Below are 20,980 nucleotides of genomic sequence, written 5' to 3'. Positions count from 1 at the left end.
TGCTCAAATTCAGAACAGGAAGTGAAAATGAAAAGTAGTTATAGCGTGATGAAGAAAAGTTTTTTCATAGGAAACTGATTGACAAGAAGGTAAAAACAACAATCAGTCCGAAAATTCAACTAAGATCAATTTCAATAAAAAAGCCAGCGATTTATATGAAAAATTATAAATCTCTGGCTTTAATATTCTATAAAAATTGAAGTTTATTTTATAGAAACATCAGTAAAGTATAGCTGAAAACTTCCATCTTCAGATTTATGCATTTTGGCAATTGGGATACTCATAAACTCTTCGTAATCTTCCCAGGTTGTAGCCATTTGGCGATCGCCAGCAGCAGCTTTGTAAACCCATTCTTTGATCATATTATCATTTCCGTAATAAATATCATACGTGTCCCCCGGAGTGTATCCGCCGTCATCGCTGTAAGCAACTTCTAATTTGCTAAGGGTGTCACCGCTAATAGGTGCAGCGACTTCTTTTTCTTCAGTAAGTTGTGCATCGCTCCATACTAATTGATAAGGAAATAATAGCCAATACGAGTCATTTATAAATTTTTGATCAATCTCTTTTTTATCTTGAGGGATAGAGTCGTTTTTAGTGTAGCTAAGAGTTGTGTCGCCCTCGGTTAAACTAATCTCGTTTGTTTTTCTATTCCATTTCCAGTGTCGAGAGCTTCGAAGGGAATCCTGAATTTTAACGTTGAAGGTAAACTCAATTTCTTCAGCTTTTTCAAATTTATCTAAACCATTAGCCATTGCTATGGTTTTGCCGATACCTTCTTTTTCATTTGATGCGGTTACTTCAGTAGTTTCAGTATCCATTTCCGAAGAAGTATTTTCATTTTCGGTATTTTTACATGCAACGATACTTAGTACAAATAGAAAGGGTAGAATAATTTTTTTCATCTCTTAATGTTTAGCGTAGCCAATAAAGATACAAAACAATCAATTAGATTTTTAATTAAATAGCGCGATAAAAAAAGAAACCTCTTGAAGATCAAGAGGTTTGTGGATTTTATAAATGTAGTTGAATTATAACCTACGTCCTGTGAGTAATTTATACAATATCAAGATTACAGCAATAACAATAAGGATATGTATGATGCTTCCTAAATCTGGAAATGCAAAATAACCTACAAGCCATCCTATAACTAGTAACACAATAATTAGCCAAATTAAATCTCTCATTTCAGTTGGTTTTTTGGTGGCTTAGCAACCACGTTAGTTAATTGTTTGTTTAATTTTTTTGGTTAGTTAGCAAGCATTAAATGCTTTCTTAACAGTTAGTTGAAGCTAATTTAGATAAAAGCACAATCCACTAAAACTATTTAACTCGTAATTAACTCGTTTGTTAAAAATCTGATGGGTTTTTAATAATTTGGGCCGCACGCTCTTTAATTTTAGTAATTTCTTGAGCATCTTTCTTTTCTAACAAACTCATCATCATATTCATCCGTTGGTTGTTTTTGAAGTATTCTTTCTTGTCATCTAGAAAATTCCAATACAAACTATTAAATGGGCAGGCATCTTCTTCTGTTTTTTTGCTTACTTTATAATGGCAATTTTTACAATAATTACTCATTTTATTAATGTAGCTACCGCTAGAAACATAGGGTTTGGTGGCAACTATTCCACCATCGGCAAACTGACTCATTCCGCGGGTATTGGTGATTTCTACCCATTCAATCGCATCGATATAAATCCCTAAGTACCAAGCATCAACTTCATCAGGATGGCACTGCGTAAGCAACGCATAATTACCGGTAATCATTAAGCGCTGGATGTGATGCGCATACGCATTATCTAAACTTTGGGTAATAGCGTGATGCAAGCAATTCATTTTAGTATTCCCATTCCAATAAAAAGGAGGCAATTCATTTTGGTTATCGAGTTTGTTACTTCTGCGATATCCCGGCATTTTTAACCAATAAATACCACGCATATATTCTCGCCAACCTAAAATTTGCCGCACAAAACCTTCCACCTGAGAAATATCAATTTCATCTATATGATCATAATAATATCCAACAACCGAATCAATAACCTCCTTTGGGCTTAGCATTTTCGTATTCATGCAGAAGGAAAGTCGGGAGTGAAAAAGATAAGCTTTATCGGTATGCAACGCATCCTGAAAATCCCCAAAATGAATTAAAAGGTTTTTACAGAAGTAGTTTAGAACAGAAAGACCATCTTCTCTAGACGTTGGCCAATTAAAACTTTTCTCGTCAATGTTGCCTATGGTTTTGATTCCGGCTTCTTCAATCTCTTTAACTAAAGCTGAAACATTTTTTCTAAAACCACGCTCATGCGGAATCTCAGGTTTTCCTGTCCATTTTTTGCGGTTCGATTTGTCGAAGTTCCATTTTCCACCTTCAGGATCGTTTTTGGTAGCCATCATAATATCGTATTTCTTTCGCATATCGCGGTAGAAATACTCCATAGTCATTTGCTTCTTGCCCTTGAAAAATACTTCAAGATCATCACGTTTAGTCAAAAAATGCTCGGTATCGTAGGCTTCAGAATCTATAGAAAGTGAGTTGCAGATTTCCTTTAACTGCTCGTCTAAGCGATATTCGTCGGGTAATTGATATTCGAACTTTTCAATATCATTTTCAGCAATCAATTGTTTTATATTTTTGGCTAGCTCTTGCTGATTGTTCTTATCGTTAGTACGATAATAAATAACTTCATGACCACGCTCTTTTAAATGATCAGCAAAATTGCGCATTGCTAAAAAGAAACCTACCACTTTTTGAATATGATGCACCGTATAATCGGTTTCCTGGCGCATTTCCATCAGAATATACACAATATTATCCTGTTCTTCATTAAACCAACTGTGTTGATGATTTAACTGATCGCCTAAAATTAGCCGGAGTCTTTTTAATGTTGAAGCCATGTATTTTGGTATTCGTTATTTGGATCGTAACGATCTGCTTGAGATTTGATATTGAATTTTCTATCACGCGGATCATTCCCGACACCGCTATTGTACATCCAATTTCCCCAATTGCTATGCACATCGTAATCGATCAAAACACTTTCAAAATATGCAGCACCGGCTCGCCAATCCTGCTTTAGTTCTTTTGCCCAGTAGCTATTTACATTTTGGCGACCACGATTACTCATAAATCCGGTGGCGGCAATTTCTTTCATATTCGCGTTTACAAAATCTTCTTTGGTTTCGCTATTAATCCAATTTTTTAAATTGGTTTTATCGAAATTCCAATCTAATTCTTTATTCAGAATTCCGCCGAGCTTAAAGATTGAATTACCATGTTTTAAAGAAATATATTTGAAAAAATCTCGCCAGATAAGTTCGAAAATCAACCAATACGTATCTTCATTTTTGGTAATTTCCTTTTCAAATTTTTTGATTTCGTGATAGATACTTACTGCAGAAATGCTTCCGTTTGCCAACCAGGCAGAAAGCTTAGAACTATAGTCTTTACCCAGTAGTCCATTCCGAGTTTGTTTATATTCTGAAAGCTTTTTAGTGTCCCAAAAGTACTGCTGAATTCTTTTCCAGGCTTCGTCTTCACCGCCTTTAAACGGAAAAGCCGTCCTGGAATCCTGCTGAAATTCTTCAAATCCTAATTGATCAAGATTCGGTATTTCTGAAGTATTTTTTAGTAAATTACTGTCTGGTTTTTGCTGCGGAATTTCAATTTCTTTTCGGACTTCCACCTGTTTCTCGCATTTTTTTCGAAATTCTGTATAGACTTTCGGAATTACACTGAAGTCGTTATACGGAATATCATCAGGATGAAATAAAAATTGAGTGTAGAAAGATCGAAATTCGGTATTTGGAAGTTTATTTTTTACCGCTTCAATAACTTTGCTTTCTTCTGAAGTCCATTCTTCCTGAAAATAAATGGCTTCAATTTTATGATTTTCGGCAATTTCAGGAATAATTTCTTCCGGTTTTTTCTGAAAGGTGAGAAGACTTATATTTAGATTCTCTAGATTTTCCTGAAGTTGAATAATACTTTCAATTAGAAATTTTGCTCTAAATTTTCCAGTTTTTGGGAAGCCATATTTAGTGATTTCAAATTTTCTGGGATCAAAACAATAAATAGCAATTGCGCGATCGTGATTTTTGCAAGCTTCAGCTAATGCCTTATTGTCCTTAATTCTTAAATTATTTTCAAACCAGATTAGTCCTGTGCCCATGTTATTTTGTTTTGTTTCGGCGCCATTTTTCACTGCAATACTTAACTTCCTCCCAATTTTCAGCCCATTTTTTACGCCAACTGAATGGCCTATTGCAAACTGGGCAGATCTTTTGCGGAAGATGTTCTTTCTTTAGATTTTTCAATCTCTAGGCTCATTGTTATCAAAAAAGCTTTTAATTTCCTGGCCTGGTCTTGCATAATGAAATCGATCTAAAAGCGCTGGCAGGGCATAACCATCTAAACCATTAATGGCAACTGTACCGGCATCTTCCAATCGTAACCAACCATCTGGTGTTTGGATGCCTTCGTCAAAATAAACATGTTTAATAGCACCGATAACTAGTGCCGTTCCGTTTTCTTCAATTTGGTATTCGTTTACATATTCGCAGCCAATTTTTACCGCACATTGCTTTACATAAGGCGCAAAAAAGTCATCTAAATATTCTTCTTCCAAGCCGGTTTTATGAAATTCAGAAACTTCTTCATCGTATTTAGCAGCGGTTTGATGTGCCTTGGCAATCATGTCTTGATGAATATGATTTACCGTAAAATACTTGTTGTCTTTTATATTTTTATATGTATTACGAGGTACAGTATCGGGGCGAGTAATAAAGCCTAACAGTGCAGGATCGCTTCCAAGATGTGTAACCGAACTAAATACGGCTACATTTACACCTTTATCTTTAGATTTTGTAGCGATTAGATTGGCACTTTTATAGCCGGTAATACTATTTATAAGATTTAATCGAAAGATTTTCTCCATATTTTCGATTTCTTTTGCGCTTACATGTTTCATAAGAAAGCTATTTTGTAGAATGTGATTTTTAAACAAAAAAAGAGGTCAGTTTCTCTAAACTGACCTCAAGTTACTAATCCAATTTTTTATTGGCTGTTAATGGATTTTTAAATTAATCCTGTGTTTCTAGCTGATTGATTTTCATTTCAAAGTCTTCTATAGCTTCTGCAACGGCTTCAACATTGTCAGACGATTTTTGATGCGCACTTTCCATTGCTTTTTCTAGCTCTTTATCTGGATGCTCAAAAAGATCTGTGATCACATGGTTAATTTTATCGATAATGCTTTCTTGGCTATTTTTTATGTCTTCGAGCTTATTTAAAGTCGAACGCATATTATCAATTTTTGCTTGATCCATAATTTTTAATTTTAGATAGATTTTAAAATTATAATTTATAATGTTCTGATATCTGTCTATTAACCAATTTTAGTATCGATTTAATGAAAGATTATGAGTTATTTCATTCAATGGAGTAGTGGAAAAGCAAACGTAAATCTGCTAAGTGTTACGTAAATGCAAAAGCAAAAGGCCTATTAATAAAATATCTGTATTTTTGTAACCTAACCGCGTTTGTTTAGAAATAGAACAATTGCCGTACTTCAAAAAAATCCATGCAACAATCCAAAAATATTGCAATTGTAGGCTCTGGTCTTGTAGGCTCATTACTTGCAATTTATCTAATTAAAGCAGGTCACCAGGTTACCGTTTTTGATCGTCGTCCAGATGTTCGTAAAGTAGAATTCTCAGGTAGATCGATAAATCTGGCTATGTCTAATCGCGGTTGGGATGCCTTGCGGAGGATTGGTTTGGAAGATGAGGTTCGTAAATTGGCCTTGCCTTTAGATAAAAGGGCAATGCACGTAAATGATAAGCCGCTGTATTTCCAGAAATATGGCAAAGATGGCGAAGCTATTTATTCTATTTCCCGCGGAATTTTAAATCGAAAAATGATAGACCTGGCAGAAGAAGCCGGTACTGTTTTTAAGTTTAAAGAAAAAGTTTGGGATATCGATATGAAGCAAACCACACTTTATACCGGTGATGCTGAAACTGAGCCCTGGAAAAAATATGAATTTGATCTAATTTTTGGGGCAGATGGCGCTTTTTCTAGAGTTCGCCATAAAATGCAGCGCCAAAGCAGGTTTAATTATTCGCAACATTTTATAGACGTAGGTTATAAAGAACTTACCATTCCTGCTAATAAAGACGGTTCTCATAAACTTGATAATGCCTCATTCCATATTTGGCCCAGAGGGAAATTTATGCTTATCGCCATGCCTAATTTAAATGGTAGTTTTACCTGTACACTTTTTATGCCTTTTGAAGGAGAAGTGTCTTTTGAGAGTATTGATACCGAAGCAAAGGCCGAGGCTTTTTTTGAACAATATTTTCCTGATATCAAAGAAGATATTTCTAACCTAAAAAAAGATTTCTTTACGCATCCAACCAGTACCATGGTTACGATAAAATGTTTTCCATGGCGATATGGTGATAAAGTTGCACTAATAGGAGATTCAGCTCATGCAATTGTACCGTTTTACGGGCAGGGGATGAATGCCGGATTTGAAGATATTTCTGTGCTTTTTGATAAAATGGAAAAACATGGGAATGATTGGCGAAAAATATTTTCTGAATACGAAATTGCAAGAAAACCGAATGCTGATGCCATTGCCGAATTAAGTTACCGTAATTTTATTGAAATGAGTAGCAAAACGGCCGATCCTAAATTTTTGCTTCAGAAAAAAATTGAAAAGAAATTTGCTGAAAATCACCCGGAATCCTGGGTTCCGTTATACTCCAGAGTAACCTTTTCTAATCACTCTTATGCTGAAGCTTTAAGAACGGGTGATAAACAGGAAGCAATAATGAAAGAGATAATGAATATTCCTAATATTGAAGGAAAATGGGATACTCTTGAAGTAGAGCATAAAATTTTAGAATTACTAGGCGAAGAACTTCCGGTATAGTATCTAAGAATTACTCTATTTCTTCATGATCATTTTTTAGTTCTAAGGTATTGTAAACCTGAGTCATTGTACGATCGTCTTCACTAAGAACAATCAAAATATCATTGGCCTCAATTTCTGTTGTTCCTTTTGGAGTGATAAATTGTTCTTTCCTCGAAATCATAGCAATAATAGCTTTTTTAGGAAATCCAAGATCAACAATACGTTTGCCTACAGCATGGTTCTTTTCAGGAATAAGAATTTCTCTCAGTACAGATTTAGCGCCTTCAGATAAAAAACTTTCTACCTGGCTTTTAGGTTTTACTTTGTTGGGCAAAGCCACATGTAACCATTTTGCAACTATAGCGAGGCTTGTTCCCTGGATGATCACCGAGCTAAGGGAAACGAAGAAAACAATATTAAAAATAAAATTTGCATTATCTACACCGGCTAAAAGAGGATAAGTGGCGAAAACAATAGGAACAGCACCGCGTAAACCTACCCAGCTTACATACCAACGCCGTCTCATTTTCATCTTAAAAAAACTGAGACTAATAAATACTCCCAGTGGTCGTGCTATAAAAATTAAAAATAGTGAAATTATAATGCCAATACCTACTACAGGAACGATCTGGCTTGGGTAAACTAATAATCCCAAAGTGAGGAAAAGGACGATCTGCATTAGCCATGCAAGACCATCAAACATTTGCATGATTGTTTTCTTACGGATAAGGTTTTGGTTCCCTAAATAAACTCCACTTAAATATACCGCCAAGAAACCGTTACCACCCATAAAGTTGGTAACAGAAAAAACGATAAACATTAGCGCAATGGCTAAGACAGGGTATAATCCGTCAAAATCTAATTTTATCTTATTGATTACAATTTTACACAGTTTGCCAAGTATAAAACCCAATAAACCACCAATTAAAATTTGTTGAATAAAAAGAGGAATTATAGTCCAAATACTTTCTTCAGGATTTAGTACCAGTCCCAAAAATGCTATGGTCAAAAAATAAGCCATAGGATCGTTACTACCACTTTCTAGCTCTAAAGTTGGTCTCAAGTGAGATTTTAACGCAAGATTTTTTGAGCGTAAAATTGAGAAAACTGCTGCAGCATCTGTAGAGGAAACAATAGCTCCTAGTAGCAGACCTTCGTAAATTGAAAAATCGGTTATCGCCCAAACAAAAGTACCAACGCCAAGTGCTGTAAATAATACGCCAAAAGTAGATAATGATATTCCCTGCCAGACAACAGGTTTGATACTTTTCCAATTAGTGTCTAATCCTCCCGAAAATAAGATGAAATTTAAAGAAGCAATACCAATAAATTGAGCAATTTCTGGATCGTTAAAATAAATACCTCCCAAACCTTCACTTCCCGCTAAAATACCTACAGAAAGGAATAGAACCAATGTGGGAACACCAAATCGATAAGAAGTTTTACCAGCAAGTATACTAATAAAAAGTAGGAGGGAACCTACTAAAAGAATGTTCTCGATGGTAATGCTCATGGAATAATATAATTTTTCAGCAAAAATACACTTTTACGTGATAGTCGGGATCAAATATTGGTATGCTTGTAATGAAGATTTAATTTAAATAGTTAGTCATAGAACTATTATTAGAAAAAGAAAAAGCTACCTAAAATAAATAATTTCGGGTAGCTTGAATTTTAAATCTCTCTAAATTCTAATGCGCATCTTCTTTTAAAAGCTCGGGAAATTTTTGTTTGAATTTATTGATTCTTGGTATAGAAACGTTGCGTATGTAAGGATTTTCTGGATGATTTTTTTCGTAATCCTGATGGTAATCCTCTGCCACCCAAAATTTCTGAAAAGGTAAAATTTCAGCTGCAATCGGTTTGTCATAATTCTTGGCAACTTCAGCTTTTACTTTTTCTATTGTTTTCCTTTGCTCTTCATTTTGATAAAATATAATAGAGCGATATTGCGAACCGTGATCTGGTCCCTGTCCATTAACCTGTGTAGGATTTTGCGATCCAAAATATACACGAACTAATGTCTCGAAACTCACAACTTCTGGGTTATAAATAATCTCTACACTTTCCGCATGGCCCGTCCTACCGGTATTACTTTGCTCGTAGGTTGGATTTTTAGTATGTCCTCCTGAATAGCCAGAAATCGATTCTTTTACACCTTTTACGCTTTCGTAAACTGCCTCCACACACCAAAAACAACCACTGGCAAAATAGGCTTTCTCTAGTCCATTTTCTGAAGGAACCTCAACGGGATCTGCATTCGCTATTTCAGGTTTGGTAACTGTTTTGTTTTGCGCATTATTTCCGCAGGCAAAAAGAACCAAACTTATAGTTGTTAAAAAAAATCGTTTCATGTTTTACTTAGTTTTTTGTAAAATTACCTTCTAATGTTTTCTTTCCAAAGATGGCATAATCTGTAGCGATTTTTCCATCAATTTTAAAGCCTATCCAATCAAGTTCCAATCCATCTTTTTTAGGATTTAGTGTTGCTATAGGATCGTCTTTAGAAAAATCTTCCCAAGGTAAATTTTTGTCTTTATTTTTAGAAGAGGGGCTTACATAATAAGCGTAGTAAACATTATCCTCTTTTTCAAATCTTACATTAATATAAATTTGATTTGGCTGAAGGCAGAATTCAGAATTTCCGGTAAGGCTTACTTCAATGCAATAACAGTTGCACGCTTCATCTAACTTATCTTCTTTAGTATATCTCCCTGAAATTTCTCCGGCAGCGCTATTAGTTTTAGAAGTGTCTATTGAATCTGAAAGATTATCAATATTATCATAGCGATTAATATCATTTTCTTTATCTACTTCTCGCTCGTTACTTTCAACCTTAACGTCAGGATTTGTAGAATTTTCTTTATTTTCATTTTTACAGGCAAAAGCCAGTAAAGCGAAAAAGATTATAAAAGATTTCTTTATCATAAATTTTTGCGTTAGTTACCAAGTAAAGTTAAGTTTTTAAGCTTGCTTTATTGTGAAATACTTGTTAATCAATATTGTTGCTGTTTTCAATATTGAAATTTGGTCATAAAAAAACTGCTTAGAAATATCGAATATCTCTAAGCAGTTTTTGATAAGAATGAATCAAATTTCTAAGCGATTAGATGCTTTGGAAAAGTTTGTCCATTTTTTCTTTTTCTTCTTTCGCAAGATCTTCATCTACAAGAATACGACCACTGTGCTCGTCTGTAATGATTTTCTTTCTTCCGGCAATTTCCATAATAACCTGTGGCGGAATAGTAAAATAAGATCCTCCAGATGCACCACGTTCTACCGGTACAATGGCTAATCCATTTTTAACATTCGTACGAATGCGCTTGTAAGCTTTTACTAAACGGGTGTCAATTTCTGTTTCGTATTGCTCAGATCTATCGATTAGTGCTTGTTCTTCTTTCTCAGTTTCGGCCAAGATAGCATCAAGTTCTCCTTTTTTATGCTCTAAGTGAGCCTCACGATCTTTAAGTCTTTCTTGAGTTTGCTCAATAATCTGCTTTTTTTGCTCGATTTGAACTTTGTACTCTTTGATGTGTTTCTCTGCAAGTTCGATTTCTAACTCCTGAAATTCAACTTCTTTACTTAATGCGTTGAATTCTCTGTTGTTACGAACATTTTTTTGCTGCTCAGAATATTTTTTGATGGTCGTTTTAGACTCGTCAATAAGATTCTTCTTGCTTTTAATATCGGTGTTTATCACATCGATATCATCATCTAATTTTTGTAAACGTTTATTCAGTCCGGCTACTTCATCTTCTAAATCCTCTACCTCTAAAGGAAGTTCGCCTCGCACGTTTCGAATTTCATCAATTCTGGAATCTACCAACTGAAGATCGTATAAAGCTCTTAACTTCTCTTCTACAGTAAGATCATTTTTCTTTGCCATACTTAAATATACTTGATAGGATTGCTATTTGTCTCTGCTAAAATAAGTGCAAAATTACTAAATTTTTTCGTTAAAAAAGAATATACTAAATTTTTTGTAAATTGTTCACTTTCATAGTGTCCAATATCGGCTAAGATGATGTTTTTCTCGGCTTTATAAAAGTCGTGGTATTTTAAATCTGCCGTGATGTAGATATCTGCACCGGCTCTTTTTGCATTTTCGATCGCAAAAGCGCCACTTCCACCTAAAACAGCAACTTTTTTAATAGGTCTTCCTAAGAATGCCGAATGTCTTACGCAACCCGTATTAAATGTTGATTTTATAGAATTTAGAAAGGATTCTTCATCTTGTGGTTCTTCCAATTCTCCAATCATTCCCATACCTAAGTGCTGATTTGTGTTTTCCAGCGTATAGATTTCGTAAGCAACTTCTTCATAGGGATGAGATTTGAACAACGCGTTTAGAACTTTGCTTTCTAAATGCGCTGCGAATGTAATTCCTATTTGTGTTTCTTCTTCGTAATGAATAGTGCCTCGTTCGCCAATTACGGGATCAGCGTCTTTATTTCCTTTAAAACTTCCCTGCCCATTTACATTAAAACTGCAATTATCATAATTTCCTATGCTACCGGCGCCAACTTCAAATAGTGCTTTTCTAACATTTTCGGCATCATTTTTAGGAACAAAAGTGAGTAGTTTTTTGATGCTGTTTTTCTTCGGAATTAAAATTTGTCGATTTACGAGCCCGATTTTCTCACAAATCATGTCGTTTACACCTTTATATTGATTGTCTAAAGCTGTATGGATTGCATAGATTGCGATATCATTTTTTATGGCTTTTAATACCACTCGTTCAACATAGTTCTTTCCAGTAATTTTTTTAAGTCCAGAAAATATAATTGGATGAAAACTCACAATAAGGTTGCAATTCTTAGCAATAGCTTCATCTACGGTTGCCTCAAGAGTATCTAAGGTTACTAAAGCTCCGGTGGCTTCAGCATTCTTATCACCTACTAAGAGCCCAACATTATCAAAATCCTCAGCATAATTTAATGGAGCAAATTCCTCAATTTCTTTTATGATATCCTGAATAATCATATTTTTAAATTTTGAAAACCTTATTTAGGTGTTTTTATCAATTTTTAAAGATTGGTAAGCTTAAAATATAATGTATTAATTTTTAAGATTTATATCTTCTGAAGTTAACAATAACATCTATTTTTTTTCAAAAGCTAAATCGATAAAATTAGATTTCAAAGATAAATATTATAGCCTGCATAATATGAATTTACTACGAAAATTACTTTTCCCATTTGCTCTTATCTACGGCATAATTGTTTGGTTTAGGAATAAATTTTTTGATGCTCGAATTTTAAAAAGCACCTCATACGATTTTCCGGTGATTTGTGTCGGGAATCTAAGTGCAGGAGGAACCGGTAAATCCCCGATGATTGAGTTTTTACTTCGGAAGTTGAATTATAAAAATATATCGGTTTTAAGTCGAGGTTACAAAAGATCTACTGAAGGTTTTTTACTATTAAATGGAAATGAAAAAGCCATTGAAACAGGCGACGAACCTTTGCAATTCAAAGTTAAATTTCCAGAAGCCATGGTGGCTGTAGATGCCGATCGTAGAAATGGAATTGAGGAATTACGAAAACGAAATGCTGAAATTGTGCTTCTAGATGACGCATACCAGCATCGAAAAGTAAAAGCCGGTTTTAATATTTTACTTACAGCTTACGGCGATTTATATGCAAACGACTTTTTGTTGCCTACAGGTAATCTTAGAGAAACTTACTCGGGTGCAGATCGTGCGCAGGTAATTGTCGTCACTAAATGCCCAAAATCGATTACACTGAAGGAGCGAGAACATATAAGATTTAAACTTCAGATCAAGCAATATCAGGAATTATATTTTTCAACTATAAAATATGCTGAAAAAATATCTGACGGTAGGAACCAGTTTTTATTCGATAAATTAATCGCCAATTATACTGTAGTGACCGGTATAGCCAAGCCAGAACCTTTTATTTCTTTTCTGAAAACCAAAAATGCGAATTTTGAACATCTTAAATTTGCAGATCATCATAATTTCACAAACGCTGAAATAGCTACCCTAAACACCAAAGAATTTATTCTGACGACCGAAAAAGATTTTATGCGCTTAAAAGGAAAAATTAACGCGCCTTTATTTTATGTCGCTATTGAAACCGATTTTGTTGAAAATGAAGAACACTTTTTGAAGCGCATAAATAAATTCATCGCAGAATTTTAGTTTGAAAACTATAGCGTATAAATGTGTAGATTTCTGAAAGGATAATAAGAAAATTAGATTCTAAGCATTTTTGATGCTAAGATGTTTGTTTATTTTGCGATAAAACTCGTCTGTTTTATAAGGTTTTGGGATGATGTCATTAAAACCATTTAGATAAAACTCATCCAGATTGTCATCTAGAGTTACCGCGGTTAATGCGATAATCGGTATTTTAGAATTAAATTTTCTAATTTGTTTTGTGGCCTCAATCCCGCTAATACCAGGCATGTGAATATCCATCAGCACTAAGTTGAAATTAGCATTTTTCACCATTTCTATTGCTTTAGTACCGTTATCTGCCACTTCACATACCGCATTTCTTTTCTCTAAGATTTTTTTGGTAATCATTTGATTGATTTTATTATCCTCTACTACAAGGATTTCTTTACCAACTAAAGAATCACCACCATTTTCTACAAGATTAGGGTCGTTCCCTTCAGCAGGAGCTGCAGATTCGGTTACCAAAAATTTTAGATCAAACCAAAATTTGGATCCAAGTCCAAGCTCACTTTCTAAATTTATTTTACTTCCCATCAAACTAAGGAGGTTCTTTACAATAGATAAGCCTAAACCGGTACCGCCAAATTTTCGATTAATTTGAGTAGATCCCTGAATAAAGTTTTCAAAAATAGTTTCTTGCTTTTCTTTCGAAATCCCTTCACCATTATCCTTAATTTCGAAGCGTAGATGCACATCATTTATACTTTCTCTAATTTGAGTAACCGTTATCCAAATATCTCCGTTTTCAGTAAATTTAATAGAATTACCAATTAGATTAATTAAAATTTGTGAGAGCTTAAGCGGGTCACTCTTTAATTTCTGCGGAATGGATTTATCAAAATCAAAATGAATATTAATATTCTTATCATCAGCAGAATTTTTAAGGGCTACTAATACATCTGAAATTCTTTTCTCAAGATCAAAATCAGAATATAAAACTTCAACTTTATTTGCTTCTAATTTATTAAGATCAAGTATGTTATTAATAAGACTTAGCAAATATTCTCCTGAAAATTTTAGGGAGTTTAAATGTTCCTTTTGATTAGCTGTAGGGTTTTCTTCTAACAAAAGATGTGTGAGCCCCGTAACTGCATAAAGTGGAGTTCTAAGCTCGTGGGTAATTGTGCTTAAAAACTGAGCTTTGGCTTTAGTGGCACGCTCTGCATTTTCCTTAGCGATGGTAAGCTCTCTATTTTTCTTTTGAAGTAAGCCATTTGCTCTTGCTCTTAGATTGTTATTTTTATAAAGAGATAAGGTAAGTAGAGATAATATAGTAATTAAGGCTACACTTAAAATGGTGGTTAGTTTGTTTACTTTAAGAGATCTTTCGTTTTCTTTTCTTTTTTCAGATAATTCTTTGATTTCGCTTCTAAGCGCATCATTGCCGTAAGCTTTATAAGATTCATTGCCTAGGGATCTTTTATTAACTTCAAAAAGTCGATATCTTTCCTTATTGGCTAATTTTAGATAGCTAAGTGCTTTAGCATCGTTTTGTTGCGCTTCATAAATATTGCTAAGAATATTAAAGTTGCTCATAACCATGCCGTGAAACTCATTCTTTTTCGCAGCATTTAAGCTTGATTTGGCATATTTTTCAGCTTCGCTCGTGTTGTTACGAGCTAATTCTGTTTTTGCTAGATAGTAATATAGTCGGCTATATTCATAAGGAGAACCAATAACATCTATACTTTTGCCAGCTTTTTTAAAGTATGTAAAAGCTTTGTTAGCAGCATTTTCTAAGTTTAATGCAATTATCCCTCGCTGAAGGTTTAGTAAGGAGAGATATTTCTCTAAATTTTGATCGTTTGATTTATTATAATGTTTTTCAGAAAGATTTAAATAATCTAAGGCAGCCTTTTTGTTGTTCTGAAGTGTGAAAATTTTAGAAAGGCTAAGATAGCTGTAAGCAAGACCAGTTTCGTCTATAATTTCTCTTTGTATAGCGATAGCTCTATTAATTGAAACTATGGCATCATCATAATCATGAAGTATATATTCAAGCTTAGAGGTAATGCTGCTAGCTAAAGCAGTATACCTTTTGTGATTGATATCCTGAGCTAATTTTAATGATCGGTTAAGTTCATCAGTGGCTTTATCAAATTGGTATTTGTTAACAGAAACTTCTGCTTGTTTCAATAAACTATCAATTTGATGGGTGATTTCTTCTCTATCTTGTTTCTTTTGGGCATTGGAAGAAAAAACTAAAAAGCACGAAAATAGCAGGAAATACCTAAGATTAAAATTATTCATTTTACAGCTAACTGCTAAAGATTGCTGCTAAATATACAGAAATTAATATAAAGACGAAATTAAATCTATTAACCTGCTAGAATATCCAATTTCATTATCATACCAGCCAATGAGTTTGATTAGTTTCCCATCGATTACAGAAGTCATCTCGGCATCAAAAATACATGAATGTGTATTGCCTGAAATATCTTTAGAAACGATAGGATCTTCGGTATAACTTAAAATTCCGCGCAAAGAATTTTCTGAAGCATTCTTGAAAATATGATTCACTTCTTTAATAGAAGTTGCTTTGGTGACATTGATTGTCATATCGGTTAACGAGCCATTGGGTACAGGAACTCTTATTCCGCAGCCACCAATTACGTTACTTAGATCTGGAAAAATAGAGGTTAGCGCTTTTGCAGCTCCCGTGGTTGTTGGGATAATCGATTGTGTTGCAGCTCTACTTCGTCGTAAATCTCGATGGGGTTGATCGTGTAAGCTTTGATCTGACGTAAACGAATGTACGGTGGTTATATAGGCCTGTTCTACTTTGAAATTCTCGTGAATCAACTTTAGCATAGGTGCAGCATTATTTGTAGTACAGGAAGCATTAGAGATAATGTCTTCGCTTCCGTCTAAAATATGCTCATTAACACCTAGAACTACCATTTTAATGGTTTCGTCTTGTGGAGGTACCGATAAAATTACTTTTTTTACACTCCCGTTAAGATGATTTTTAAGTTCTGGCCGGGTTTTAAATTTTCCGCTCGCTTCAACGACCACATCTACTTCCGTGGTACTCCAATCGATTTTTGAAGGATGATCTTGATTAAAAACCGCAGTTTTTTTTCCGTTTACTATTAAAATATTTTCTTCCGTAGAAATTTCGGCATTAAAAATACCATGTACACTATCGTATTTTAGAAGATGAGCTAGTGTTTTTGCATCGGCTAAATCATTTATCGCAACCACATTTATTTGAGGATGGTCAATAAGTAGCCTAAACAAATTTCGACCTATTCGGCCAAAACCGTTAATTCCCAGATTAATGTTTTTAGGCATTGTCTTAGTTGATGTGCTTTTGGGCTTTGTAAGAAGATCTTACCAGTGCGCTACTTTCTACATGTCTAAATCCAAGATCTAAACCAATAGCTTCATATTTTTTAAATTGATCTGGAGTGATAAATTGCTTTACTGGCAAGTGACGTTTACTTGGCTGTAAATATTGGCCGATGGTAACTACATCTACGTTTGCATCTTTAAGATCGTGTAGTGTTTGGATAACTTCTTCTTCAGTTTCGCCAAGACCAAGCATAATACCCGATTTTGTACGATTAATGCCCTGATCTTTTAAATAACGCAACACTTCTAAAGAGCGATCGTATTTAGCCTGGATTCTAACTTCGCGAGTTAAACGGCGTACGGTTTCCATATTATGAGAAACAACCTCTGGAGCTACTTCTACAATACGATCTATATTTCTGGTATTTCCCTGGAAATCTGGGATAAGTGTTTCTAGCGTGGTTTCAGGATTCATTCGGCGAATTGCTTTTACGGTTTCCGCCCAAATGATCGATCCCATATCTTTTAAATCATCACGGTCTACACTTGTAACCACCGCGTGCTTAATCTTCATTAGTTTAATAGAACGTGCTACTTTTTCTGGCTCATCCCAATCTACCGTTTCTGGTCTACCGGTTTTTACACCACAAAATCCACAAGATCGAGTACAAATATTACCCAAAATCATAAAAGTGGCTGTTCCTTCACTCCAACATTCTCCCATGTTAGGGCAACTTCCCGATGTGCAAATAGTATGTAGATCGTATTTATCTACAAGACTACGTAATTCGGTATATTTTTTACCTGTAGGAAGTTTAACACGAAGCCATTTCGGTTTTCCTTTAGGAGCTGTTTTAGAAGGTGTAAGTGTTTCTGTACTCATAGCAAAAATCTCTTATTCAAAGATACAATATTCTATCTAACTGCATAATTAGACGTTAATAGTTTAAAACCTTAATTAGCCTTTACGATCTTCGATTATTTCTGAGAGCAATTTCTTGGCTCTTAATAGTTTAACTTTTACATTATTCATGGGTTCGCCCAGCGATTCTGAAATCTCTTTATATGATTTTTCCTGAAAAAACCGAAGATTTAAAACTTCCTGATAATGCGGCTTTAATTTTTTTATATCCCGAAGCAATTGCGCTAAATTCTGTTCAGTAATTAGCTTATCTTCAATAGAAGGTGTTTCGTCTACGATGGTGTTCACTTTTTCGGTATCTTCAGAAATAGTGTTGATGCGTAACTGACTATTTTTCTTCCGAAGAATATCTACATGAATATTTTTCGAAATCGCAATAAGCCAAGTGCTGAAAGAATAATTTTCATCGAAAGTTTCTAATCTTTTAAAAGCTTTTGAAAATGTTTGAATAGTGATATCCTCAGCTTCATACTCATTTTGAGTTTTTTTAAGCTGAAATCCATAAACATTATTCCAAAATTGATCCAGCAAATAGTTGAAAGCCGATTGACTTCCTTTTTTTGCTTCTTGGATTTTTTGTAATAAAATCGACTGGTTTACTTCCAATGTGAAGGTTTTGAAATAGTATTTACAATAAATATACCTAATTGTGAGAGTATAAGAAAAGGTTCTAAAATAGGAAATAGCCAAACGATATCTCTCTCATCTAACTTTTTAGCTGATTGAAAATATACAATACCTTCTATAATTAGTGTAAGACCTAGGGCGCCGATTACATATGGCCAGTAATATTTTAGACTTAACAGCATTACTAGAAAAATCCAAAATAGCAATCTTGCAGAATAAAATATGCCCAACAAAAGTTTATCCTTGTTTTTGTAGAATTTTGCTACAGAGGCATGTCGTCTTTTTTGTCGAAACCAATCGGTAATGCTCGTTTTAGGGACGCTCCTGGTTATACTTTCAGTATGATCACAAATAGAGACATTTCTATTGGTTGCTGCTTCATTTACAAAAAGATCATCATCGCCAGATCGAACGTGTAAATGGGATGCAAAGCCTTTTTGTTTATAGAACTGTTTAGAAGTATACGCCAAATTTCTTCCTACGCCCATGTAAGGATTACCCATTTTAGCGTAAGAAAAATATTGGATAGCTGTTAAGAGTGTTTCAAACCGAATCAATTTATTAATAAACGATTTTTTATACTTAAAATAACCGCCGTAACCCAAAACAATAGATTTTTCTTCGGTAAATCCAGATGTCATATGTCGCAACCAGTGTATAGATTGTGGTGCGCAATCGGCATCTGTAAAGATTAGATGCTCATTTTGTGCCTTTTTGATTCCCAAAGTAAGGGCGTATTTCTTATTGGCCCAAAAAGCTTCATTATTTATAACGTTTACAATTTTTATACGAGGATCTATTTTCTGAAATTCTTCGATTACATCTAATGTGTTATCTGAAGATGCATCGTTAATAACGATTACCTCAAAATCTGGATAGTCTTGCTCTAAAATAGCAGGAAGAAAGTTTTGTAGATTTTCAGCTTCATTTTTAGCGCAAACGATCACTGAAACCGGAAATGAAGTCGCATAGGCTTCAGAAGATTCGGATGCCGAAAACTTGAAAAAAGCTAAAAAATATCCAATATTAATTGCCGCAAATAGAAGAAAAAGGGCAAATAGAAATGTTGCCATTAAGCATTAATTGGTCTGTTGTTGTGGATTTTTACACTTTTCATCAGGCATTTTTCCACAGTAACTGCAAGCTTCGCCCTCTTTATTTAAAAACGGACTTTGGCTAGCACAAGTTCCTGCAAACTTTCCATCTTTTTTCGCCCATATTTTAATTGCAATGCCTGCAAAGGCTAATCCTAATAAAACCGCTGTTATGACAAATAGTTCCATAATAATATCTTCTGGTGCAAAAATACGAATTATTCGCTCTTTTTTAAAATAAGTCGGACGTTTAGTAAATGCTTTACAATATTTAACGAACTTTTACCGCAGCTAAAACTCAAGTCGCTGTAATTTAATGTTATGAAAAAAAATATATTCTTTTTTGTAGTTTTTTTCTCCTTGTTTAGTTGTAAGAAAATGAAGCAACATCAACGAGAAATTATAGTTGAAGAAGTTGAAAAGGAAGAAATCGTGGCAGATGAGCGACAGGAGCAGCAAAATGAAGAGTTGCAAGAATCCAGAAGCATAGCTGTGCTAATTGCCGAAAATGTAGAGTTTACTGATTTTCATTTTTTATTGCAGAAAGCAGATTTAGCCACAAATTTATTGGAGAATCATGGACCTTATACCGTTTTTATTCCAACGAACAGCAGTTTAGAAAGTTTAGAAAGCTTAGAAAGTTTTGAAATTGACGATCTTGACGAAAAAGAGACTGTCAAATTTTCTAAGTTTTTTATACTGAATAGAGGTGTTTCTTATGAAGATTTAAAAAGAAAGGTTGAGAATAACGAAGGTGAATTTTTTATAGAGAATATTCTTGGTTCTAAACTTCAATTTATAATAAAGGACAACGTAATTTTTCTAAAAAGTTCGAATGGATATTTACTTAAAGTTGATAATTATGCTGAATGTTCTAATGGATACCTGTATAAGATTGAAGCTAATAATTAAATAATATTAACTTCAGGTTCTAAATCGACGCCAAATTTCTCTTTAACAATTTCTCTAACTTTAAGCGATAATTCTAAAATATCGCTACCGCTAGCATTACCATAATTTACGAGTACTAACGCCTGTTTTTTATGCACGCCGGCATCGCCATTGCGATAACCTTTTAATCCGGCTTGGTCGATAAGCCAGCCAGCAGGAATTTTAACTTCTGTCTCGCTCATTTTATAACTAGGAACTTCAGGGAAATTCTTTTGTAGCGTTACAAATGATTCCGTAGAAATTATCGGATTTTTAAAAAAGCTGCCTGAATTACCAATTTCAGCTGGATTGGGTAATTTGCTTTCTCGAATTCGAATAACGGCATCAGAGATATCTCTTATGCTAGGATTTTCGATACCTTTCAATTCAGATTCAATAGCGCCGTAATCTATCTTAAGTTGATGATTTTTCGTGCTAAGCTTAAAGTTTACGCTGGTAATAATATATTGTCCTTTCAGCTTATTTTTAAAAACTGAATTTCTATAATCAAATTCGCAATCTTCTAACGTAAAAGTTTTGCTCTCTAAGGTTTGGATATTGATGGCTTCACAGGATACAAAAGTATCTTTAAGTTCTACTCCATAAGCACCGATATTTTGAATAGGAGAGGTGCCTACATTTCCCGGAATTAAGGAGAGATTTTCTAGTCCACCAAAATCTTGTTGGAGGGTCCATAAAACAAACTCATGCCAGTTTTCGCCAGCATGAGCTTTTATAATTACAGAGTCTTCTTTTTCTTCTAGAACTTGTTTTCCCTTTAAGCCAATTTGGAGTACGGTTTTAGAAATATCGCCAGTTAAGAGCATATTGCTACCACCACCAAGAATAAAAAGTTCTTCGGCGTAGGTTTTCCTCAAAATCTTTTTTAAACCATCAATTGTTTGGATTTTGATGAATTTATTTGCTCTAACATCAATCCCAAAAGTATTGTAGGGTTTTAAAGATACATTGTGGATAACCTTCATATCTT

Annotated in this window: 22 protein-coding genes; 3 read left to right on the top strand and 19 right to left on the bottom strand. The window is 34.2% G+C overall.

Annotated features, from left to right (window positions below):
* Positions 1 to 203 precede the first annotated feature (203 nt).
* From PBT89_RS13685 to PBT89_RS13655, 7 genes are all read right to left on the bottom strand, one after another.
* Positions 204 to 905 carry a hypothetical protein gene (locus PBT89_RS13685; RefSeq protein WP_270062377.1) on the bottom strand — a complete coding sequence of 234 codons (702 nt, stop codon included), beginning with the start codon at positions 903 to 905 and terminating at the stop codon, positions 204 to 206.
* A 126-nt stretch (positions 906 to 1,031) separates the two neighbouring features.
* On the bottom strand, positions 1,032 to 1,187 hold the full coding sequence (locus PBT89_RS13680; protein ID WP_270060343.1) for a lmo0937 family membrane protein: 156 nt from the start codon (positions 1,185 to 1,187) through the stop codon (positions 1,032 to 1,034).
* Positions 1,188 to 1,350: 163 nt separating this feature from the next.
* Complete coding sequence (locus PBT89_RS13675; protein WP_270062376.1) at positions 1,351 to 2,898, bottom strand: cryptochrome/photolyase family protein; 1,548 nt, start codon at positions 2,896 to 2,898, stop codon at positions 1,351 to 1,353.
* Positions 2,883 to 4,172, bottom strand: coding sequence for a DASH family cryptochrome (locus PBT89_RS13670; RefSeq protein ID WP_270062375.1), 1,290 nt, complete (start codon positions 4,170 to 4,172; stop codon positions 2,883 to 2,885). Before PBT89_RS13670 ends, PBT89_RS13675 begins: the two co-directional genes overlap by 16 nt.
* A gap of 1 nt (position 4,173) precedes the next feature.
* Positions 4,174 to 4,317: a DUF2256 domain-containing protein gene (locus PBT89_RS13665; protein WP_270062374.1), complete on the bottom strand. Its 144-nt coding sequence runs from the start codon at positions 4,315 to 4,317 to the stop codon at positions 4,174 to 4,176.
* Positions 4,314 to 4,970, bottom strand: a complete 657-nt coding sequence (locus tag PBT89_RS13660) for a flavin reductase family protein (protein ID WP_270062373.1) — start codon at positions 4,968 to 4,970, stop codon at positions 4,314 to 4,316. The genes PBT89_RS13665 and PBT89_RS13660 overlap by 4 nt, the downstream gene beginning before the upstream one ends.
* A gap of 112 nt (positions 4,971 to 5,082) precedes the next feature.
* On the bottom strand, positions 5,083 to 5,328 hold the full coding sequence (locus tag PBT89_RS13655) for a hypothetical protein (protein ID WP_270060348.1): 246 nt from the start codon (positions 5,326 to 5,328) through the stop codon (positions 5,083 to 5,085).
* A gap of 254 nt (positions 5,329 to 5,582) precedes the next feature.
* On the opposite strand from PBT89_RS13655, the gene PBT89_RS13650 reads away from it, so the two are divergent.
* On the top strand, positions 5,583 to 6,938 hold the full coding sequence (locus PBT89_RS13650; RefSeq protein WP_270062372.1) for an FAD-dependent oxidoreductase: 1,356 nt from the start codon (positions 5,583 to 5,585) through the stop codon (positions 6,936 to 6,938).
* Positions 6,939 to 6,948: 10 nt separating this feature from the next.
* Here PBT89_RS13650 and PBT89_RS13645 read toward each other — a convergent pair whose 3' ends face one another.
* The 5 genes from PBT89_RS13645 to PBT89_RS13625 all read right to left on the bottom strand — a co-directional run bounded on the left by PBT89_RS13645 (position 6,949) and on the right by PBT89_RS13625 (position 11,903).
* Positions 6,949 to 8,433 (bottom strand): potassium/proton antiporter, encoded by a 1,485-nt coding sequence (locus PBT89_RS13645; protein ID WP_270062371.1) that lies wholly within the window; start codon positions 8,431 to 8,433, stop codon positions 6,949 to 6,951.
* Positions 8,434 to 8,611: 178 nt separating this feature from the next.
* On the bottom strand, positions 8,612 to 9,274 hold the full coding sequence (gene msrA / locus PBT89_RS13640) for a peptide-methionine (S)-S-oxide reductase MsrA (protein ID WP_270062370.1): 663 nt from the start codon (positions 9,272 to 9,274) through the stop codon (positions 8,612 to 8,614).
* A gap of 7 nt (positions 9,275 to 9,281) precedes the next feature.
* The gene (locus tag PBT89_RS13635; protein ID WP_270062369.1) at positions 9,282 to 9,848 is read right to left on the bottom strand and encodes a hypothetical protein; all 567 of its coding nucleotides are present in this window, start codon (positions 9,846 to 9,848) and stop codon (positions 9,282 to 9,284) included.
* A 178-nt stretch (positions 9,849 to 10,026) separates the two neighbouring features.
* Positions 10,027 to 10,806, bottom strand: a complete 780-nt coding sequence (locus PBT89_RS13630; RefSeq protein ID WP_270060353.1) for a zinc ribbon domain-containing protein — start codon at positions 10,804 to 10,806, stop codon at positions 10,027 to 10,029.
* 2 nt (positions 10,807 to 10,808) lie between these two features.
* On the bottom strand, positions 10,809 to 11,903 hold the full coding sequence (locus PBT89_RS13625; protein WP_270062368.1) for a Nif3-like dinuclear metal center hexameric protein: 1,095 nt from the start codon (positions 11,901 to 11,903) through the stop codon (positions 10,809 to 10,811).
* A gap of 184 nt (positions 11,904 to 12,087) precedes the next feature.
* On the opposite strand from PBT89_RS13625, the gene lpxK reads away from it, so the two are divergent.
* On the top strand, positions 12,088 to 13,083 hold the full coding sequence (gene lpxK / locus PBT89_RS13620) for a tetraacyldisaccharide 4'-kinase (protein WP_270062367.1): 996 nt from the start codon (positions 12,088 to 12,090) through the stop codon (positions 13,081 to 13,083).
* Between the two features lie 60 nt (positions 13,084 to 13,143).
* On the opposite strand, the gene PBT89_RS13615 is transcribed toward lpxK, so the two are convergent.
* The 6 genes from PBT89_RS13615 to PBT89_RS13590 all read right to left on the bottom strand — a co-directional run bounded on the left by PBT89_RS13615 (position 13,144) and on the right by PBT89_RS13590 (position 19,248).
* Complete coding sequence (locus PBT89_RS13615) at positions 13,144 to 15,258, bottom strand: tetratricopeptide repeat-containing hybrid sensor histidine kinase/response regulator (protein ID WP_333474135.1); 2,115 nt, start codon at positions 15,256 to 15,258, stop codon at positions 13,144 to 13,146.
* Between the two features lie 156 nt (positions 15,259 to 15,414).
* Positions 15,415 to 16,416: a type I glyceraldehyde-3-phosphate dehydrogenase gene (gap, locus tag PBT89_RS13610; RefSeq protein WP_270062365.1), complete on the bottom strand. Its 1,002-nt coding sequence runs from the start codon at positions 16,414 to 16,416 to the stop codon at positions 15,415 to 15,417.
* A 4-nt stretch (positions 16,417 to 16,420) separates the two neighbouring features.
* Positions 16,421 to 17,299 carry a lipoyl synthase gene (gene lipA, locus PBT89_RS13605; protein WP_270060358.1) on the bottom strand — a complete coding sequence of 293 codons (879 nt, stop codon included), beginning with the start codon at positions 17,297 to 17,299 and terminating at the stop codon, positions 16,421 to 16,423.
* Between the two features lie 75 nt (positions 17,300 to 17,374).
* Positions 17,375 to 17,944: an RNA polymerase sigma factor gene (locus PBT89_RS13600; RefSeq protein WP_270062364.1), complete on the bottom strand. Its 570-nt coding sequence runs from the start codon at positions 17,942 to 17,944 to the stop codon at positions 17,375 to 17,377.
* The gene (locus PBT89_RS13595) at positions 17,935 to 19,038 is read right to left on the bottom strand and encodes a glycosyltransferase (RefSeq protein WP_270062363.1); all 1,104 of its coding nucleotides are present in this window, start codon (positions 19,036 to 19,038) and stop codon (positions 17,935 to 17,937) included. Before PBT89_RS13595 ends, PBT89_RS13600 begins: the two co-directional genes overlap by 10 nt.
* 6 nt (positions 19,039 to 19,044) lie before the next feature.
* Positions 19,045 to 19,248 (bottom strand): membrane or secreted protein, encoded by a 204-nt coding sequence (locus PBT89_RS13590; protein WP_270060361.1) that lies wholly within the window; start codon positions 19,246 to 19,248, stop codon positions 19,045 to 19,047.
* Positions 19,249 to 19,380: 132 nt separating this feature from the next.
* Here PBT89_RS13590 and PBT89_RS13585 point away from each other — a divergent pair, with 132 nt between their 5' ends.
* The gene (locus PBT89_RS13585; RefSeq protein WP_270062362.1) at positions 19,381 to 19,971 is read left to right on the top strand and encodes a fasciclin domain-containing protein; all 591 of its coding nucleotides are present in this window, start codon (positions 19,381 to 19,383) and stop codon (positions 19,969 to 19,971) included.
* On the opposite strand, the gene murB is transcribed toward PBT89_RS13585, so the two are convergent.
* Positions 19,968 to 20,975 (bottom strand): UDP-N-acetylmuramate dehydrogenase, encoded by a 1,008-nt coding sequence (gene murB, locus PBT89_RS13580; protein ID WP_270062361.1) that lies wholly within the window; start codon positions 20,973 to 20,975, stop codon positions 19,968 to 19,970. The genes PBT89_RS13585 and murB overlap by 4 nt on opposite strands.
* Positions 20,976 to 20,980 lie beyond the last annotated feature (5 nt).

It is taken from the genome of Zunongwangia sp. HRR-M8 (assembly GCF_027594405.1).
Lineage (GTDB): Bacteria > Bacteroidota > Bacteroidia > Flavobacteriales > Flavobacteriaceae > Zunongwangia.
This window is presented reverse-complemented; position numbering and strand designations above follow the sequence as displayed.

What these genes read in the sequence shown, in the direction of transcription:
- PBT89_RS13685 (WP_270062377.1), bottom strand. Translation starts at nt 905, where the DNA reads ATGAAAAAAATTATTCTACCCTTTCTATTTGTACTAAGTATCGTTGCA.
- PBT89_RS13680 (WP_270060343.1), bottom strand. Translation starts at nt 1,187, where the DNA reads ATGAGAGATTTAATTTGGCTAATTATTGTGTTACTAGTTATAGGATGG.
- PBT89_RS13675 (WP_270062376.1), bottom strand. Translation starts at nt 2,898, where the DNA reads ATGGCTTCAACATTAAAAAGACTCCGGCTAATTTTAGGCGATCAGTTA.
- PBT89_RS13670 (WP_270062375.1), bottom strand. Translation starts at nt 4,172, where the DNA reads ATGGGCACAGGACTAATCTGGTTTGAAAATAATTTAAGAATTAAGGAC.
- PBT89_RS13660 (WP_270062373.1), bottom strand. Translation starts at nt 4,970, where the DNA reads ATGAAACATGTAAGCGCAAAAGAAATCGAAAATATGGAGAAAATCTTT.
- PBT89_RS13655 (WP_270060348.1), bottom strand. Translation starts at nt 5,328, where the DNA reads ATGGATCAAGCAAAAATTGATAATATGCGTTCGACTTTAAATAAGCTC.
- PBT89_RS13650 (WP_270062372.1), top strand. Translation starts at nt 5,583, where the DNA reads ATGCAACAATCCAAAAATATTGCAATTGTAGGCTCTGGTCTTGTAGGC.
- PBT89_RS13645 (WP_270062371.1), bottom strand. Translation starts at nt 8,433, where the DNA reads ATGAGCATTACCATCGAGAACATTCTTTTAGTAGGTTCCCTCCTACTT.
- msrA (WP_270062370.1), bottom strand. Translation starts at nt 9,274, where the DNA reads ATGAAACGATTTTTTTTAACAACTATAAGTTTGGTTCTTTTTGCCTGC.
- PBT89_RS13635 (WP_270062369.1), bottom strand. Translation starts at nt 9,848, where the DNA reads ATGATAAAGAAATCTTTTATAATCTTTTTCGCTTTACTGGCTTTTGCC.
- PBT89_RS13630 (WP_270060353.1), bottom strand. Translation starts at nt 10,806, where the DNA reads ATGGCAAAGAAAAATGATCTTACTGTAGAAGAGAAGTTAAGAGCTTTA.
- PBT89_RS13625 (WP_270062368.1), bottom strand. Translation starts at nt 11,903, where the DNA reads ATGATTATTCAGGATATCATAAAAGAAATTGAGGAATTTGCTCCATTA.
- lpxK (WP_270062367.1), top strand. Translation starts at nt 12,088, where the DNA reads ATGAATTTACTACGAAAATTACTTTTCCCATTTGCTCTTATCTACGGC.
- gap (WP_270062365.1), bottom strand. Translation starts at nt 16,416, where the DNA reads ATGCCTAAAAACATTAATCTGGGAATTAACGGTTTTGGCCGAATAGGT.
- lipA (WP_270060358.1), bottom strand. Translation starts at nt 17,299, where the DNA reads ATGAGTACAGAAACACTTACACCTTCTAAAACAGCTCCTAAAGGAAAA.
- PBT89_RS13595 (WP_270062363.1), bottom strand. Translation starts at nt 19,038, where the DNA reads ATGGCAACATTTCTATTTGCCCTTTTTCTTCTATTTGCGGCAATTAAT.
- PBT89_RS13590 (WP_270060361.1), bottom strand. Translation starts at nt 19,248, where the DNA reads ATGGAACTATTTGTCATAACAGCGGTTTTATTAGGATTAGCCTTTGCA.
- PBT89_RS13585 (WP_270062362.1), top strand. Translation starts at nt 19,381, where the DNA reads ATGAAAAAAAATATATTCTTTTTTGTAGTTTTTTTCTCCTTGTTTAGT.
- murB (WP_270062361.1), bottom strand. Translation starts at nt 20,975, where the DNA reads ATGAAGGTTATCCACAATGTATCTTTAAAACCCTACAATACTTTTGGG.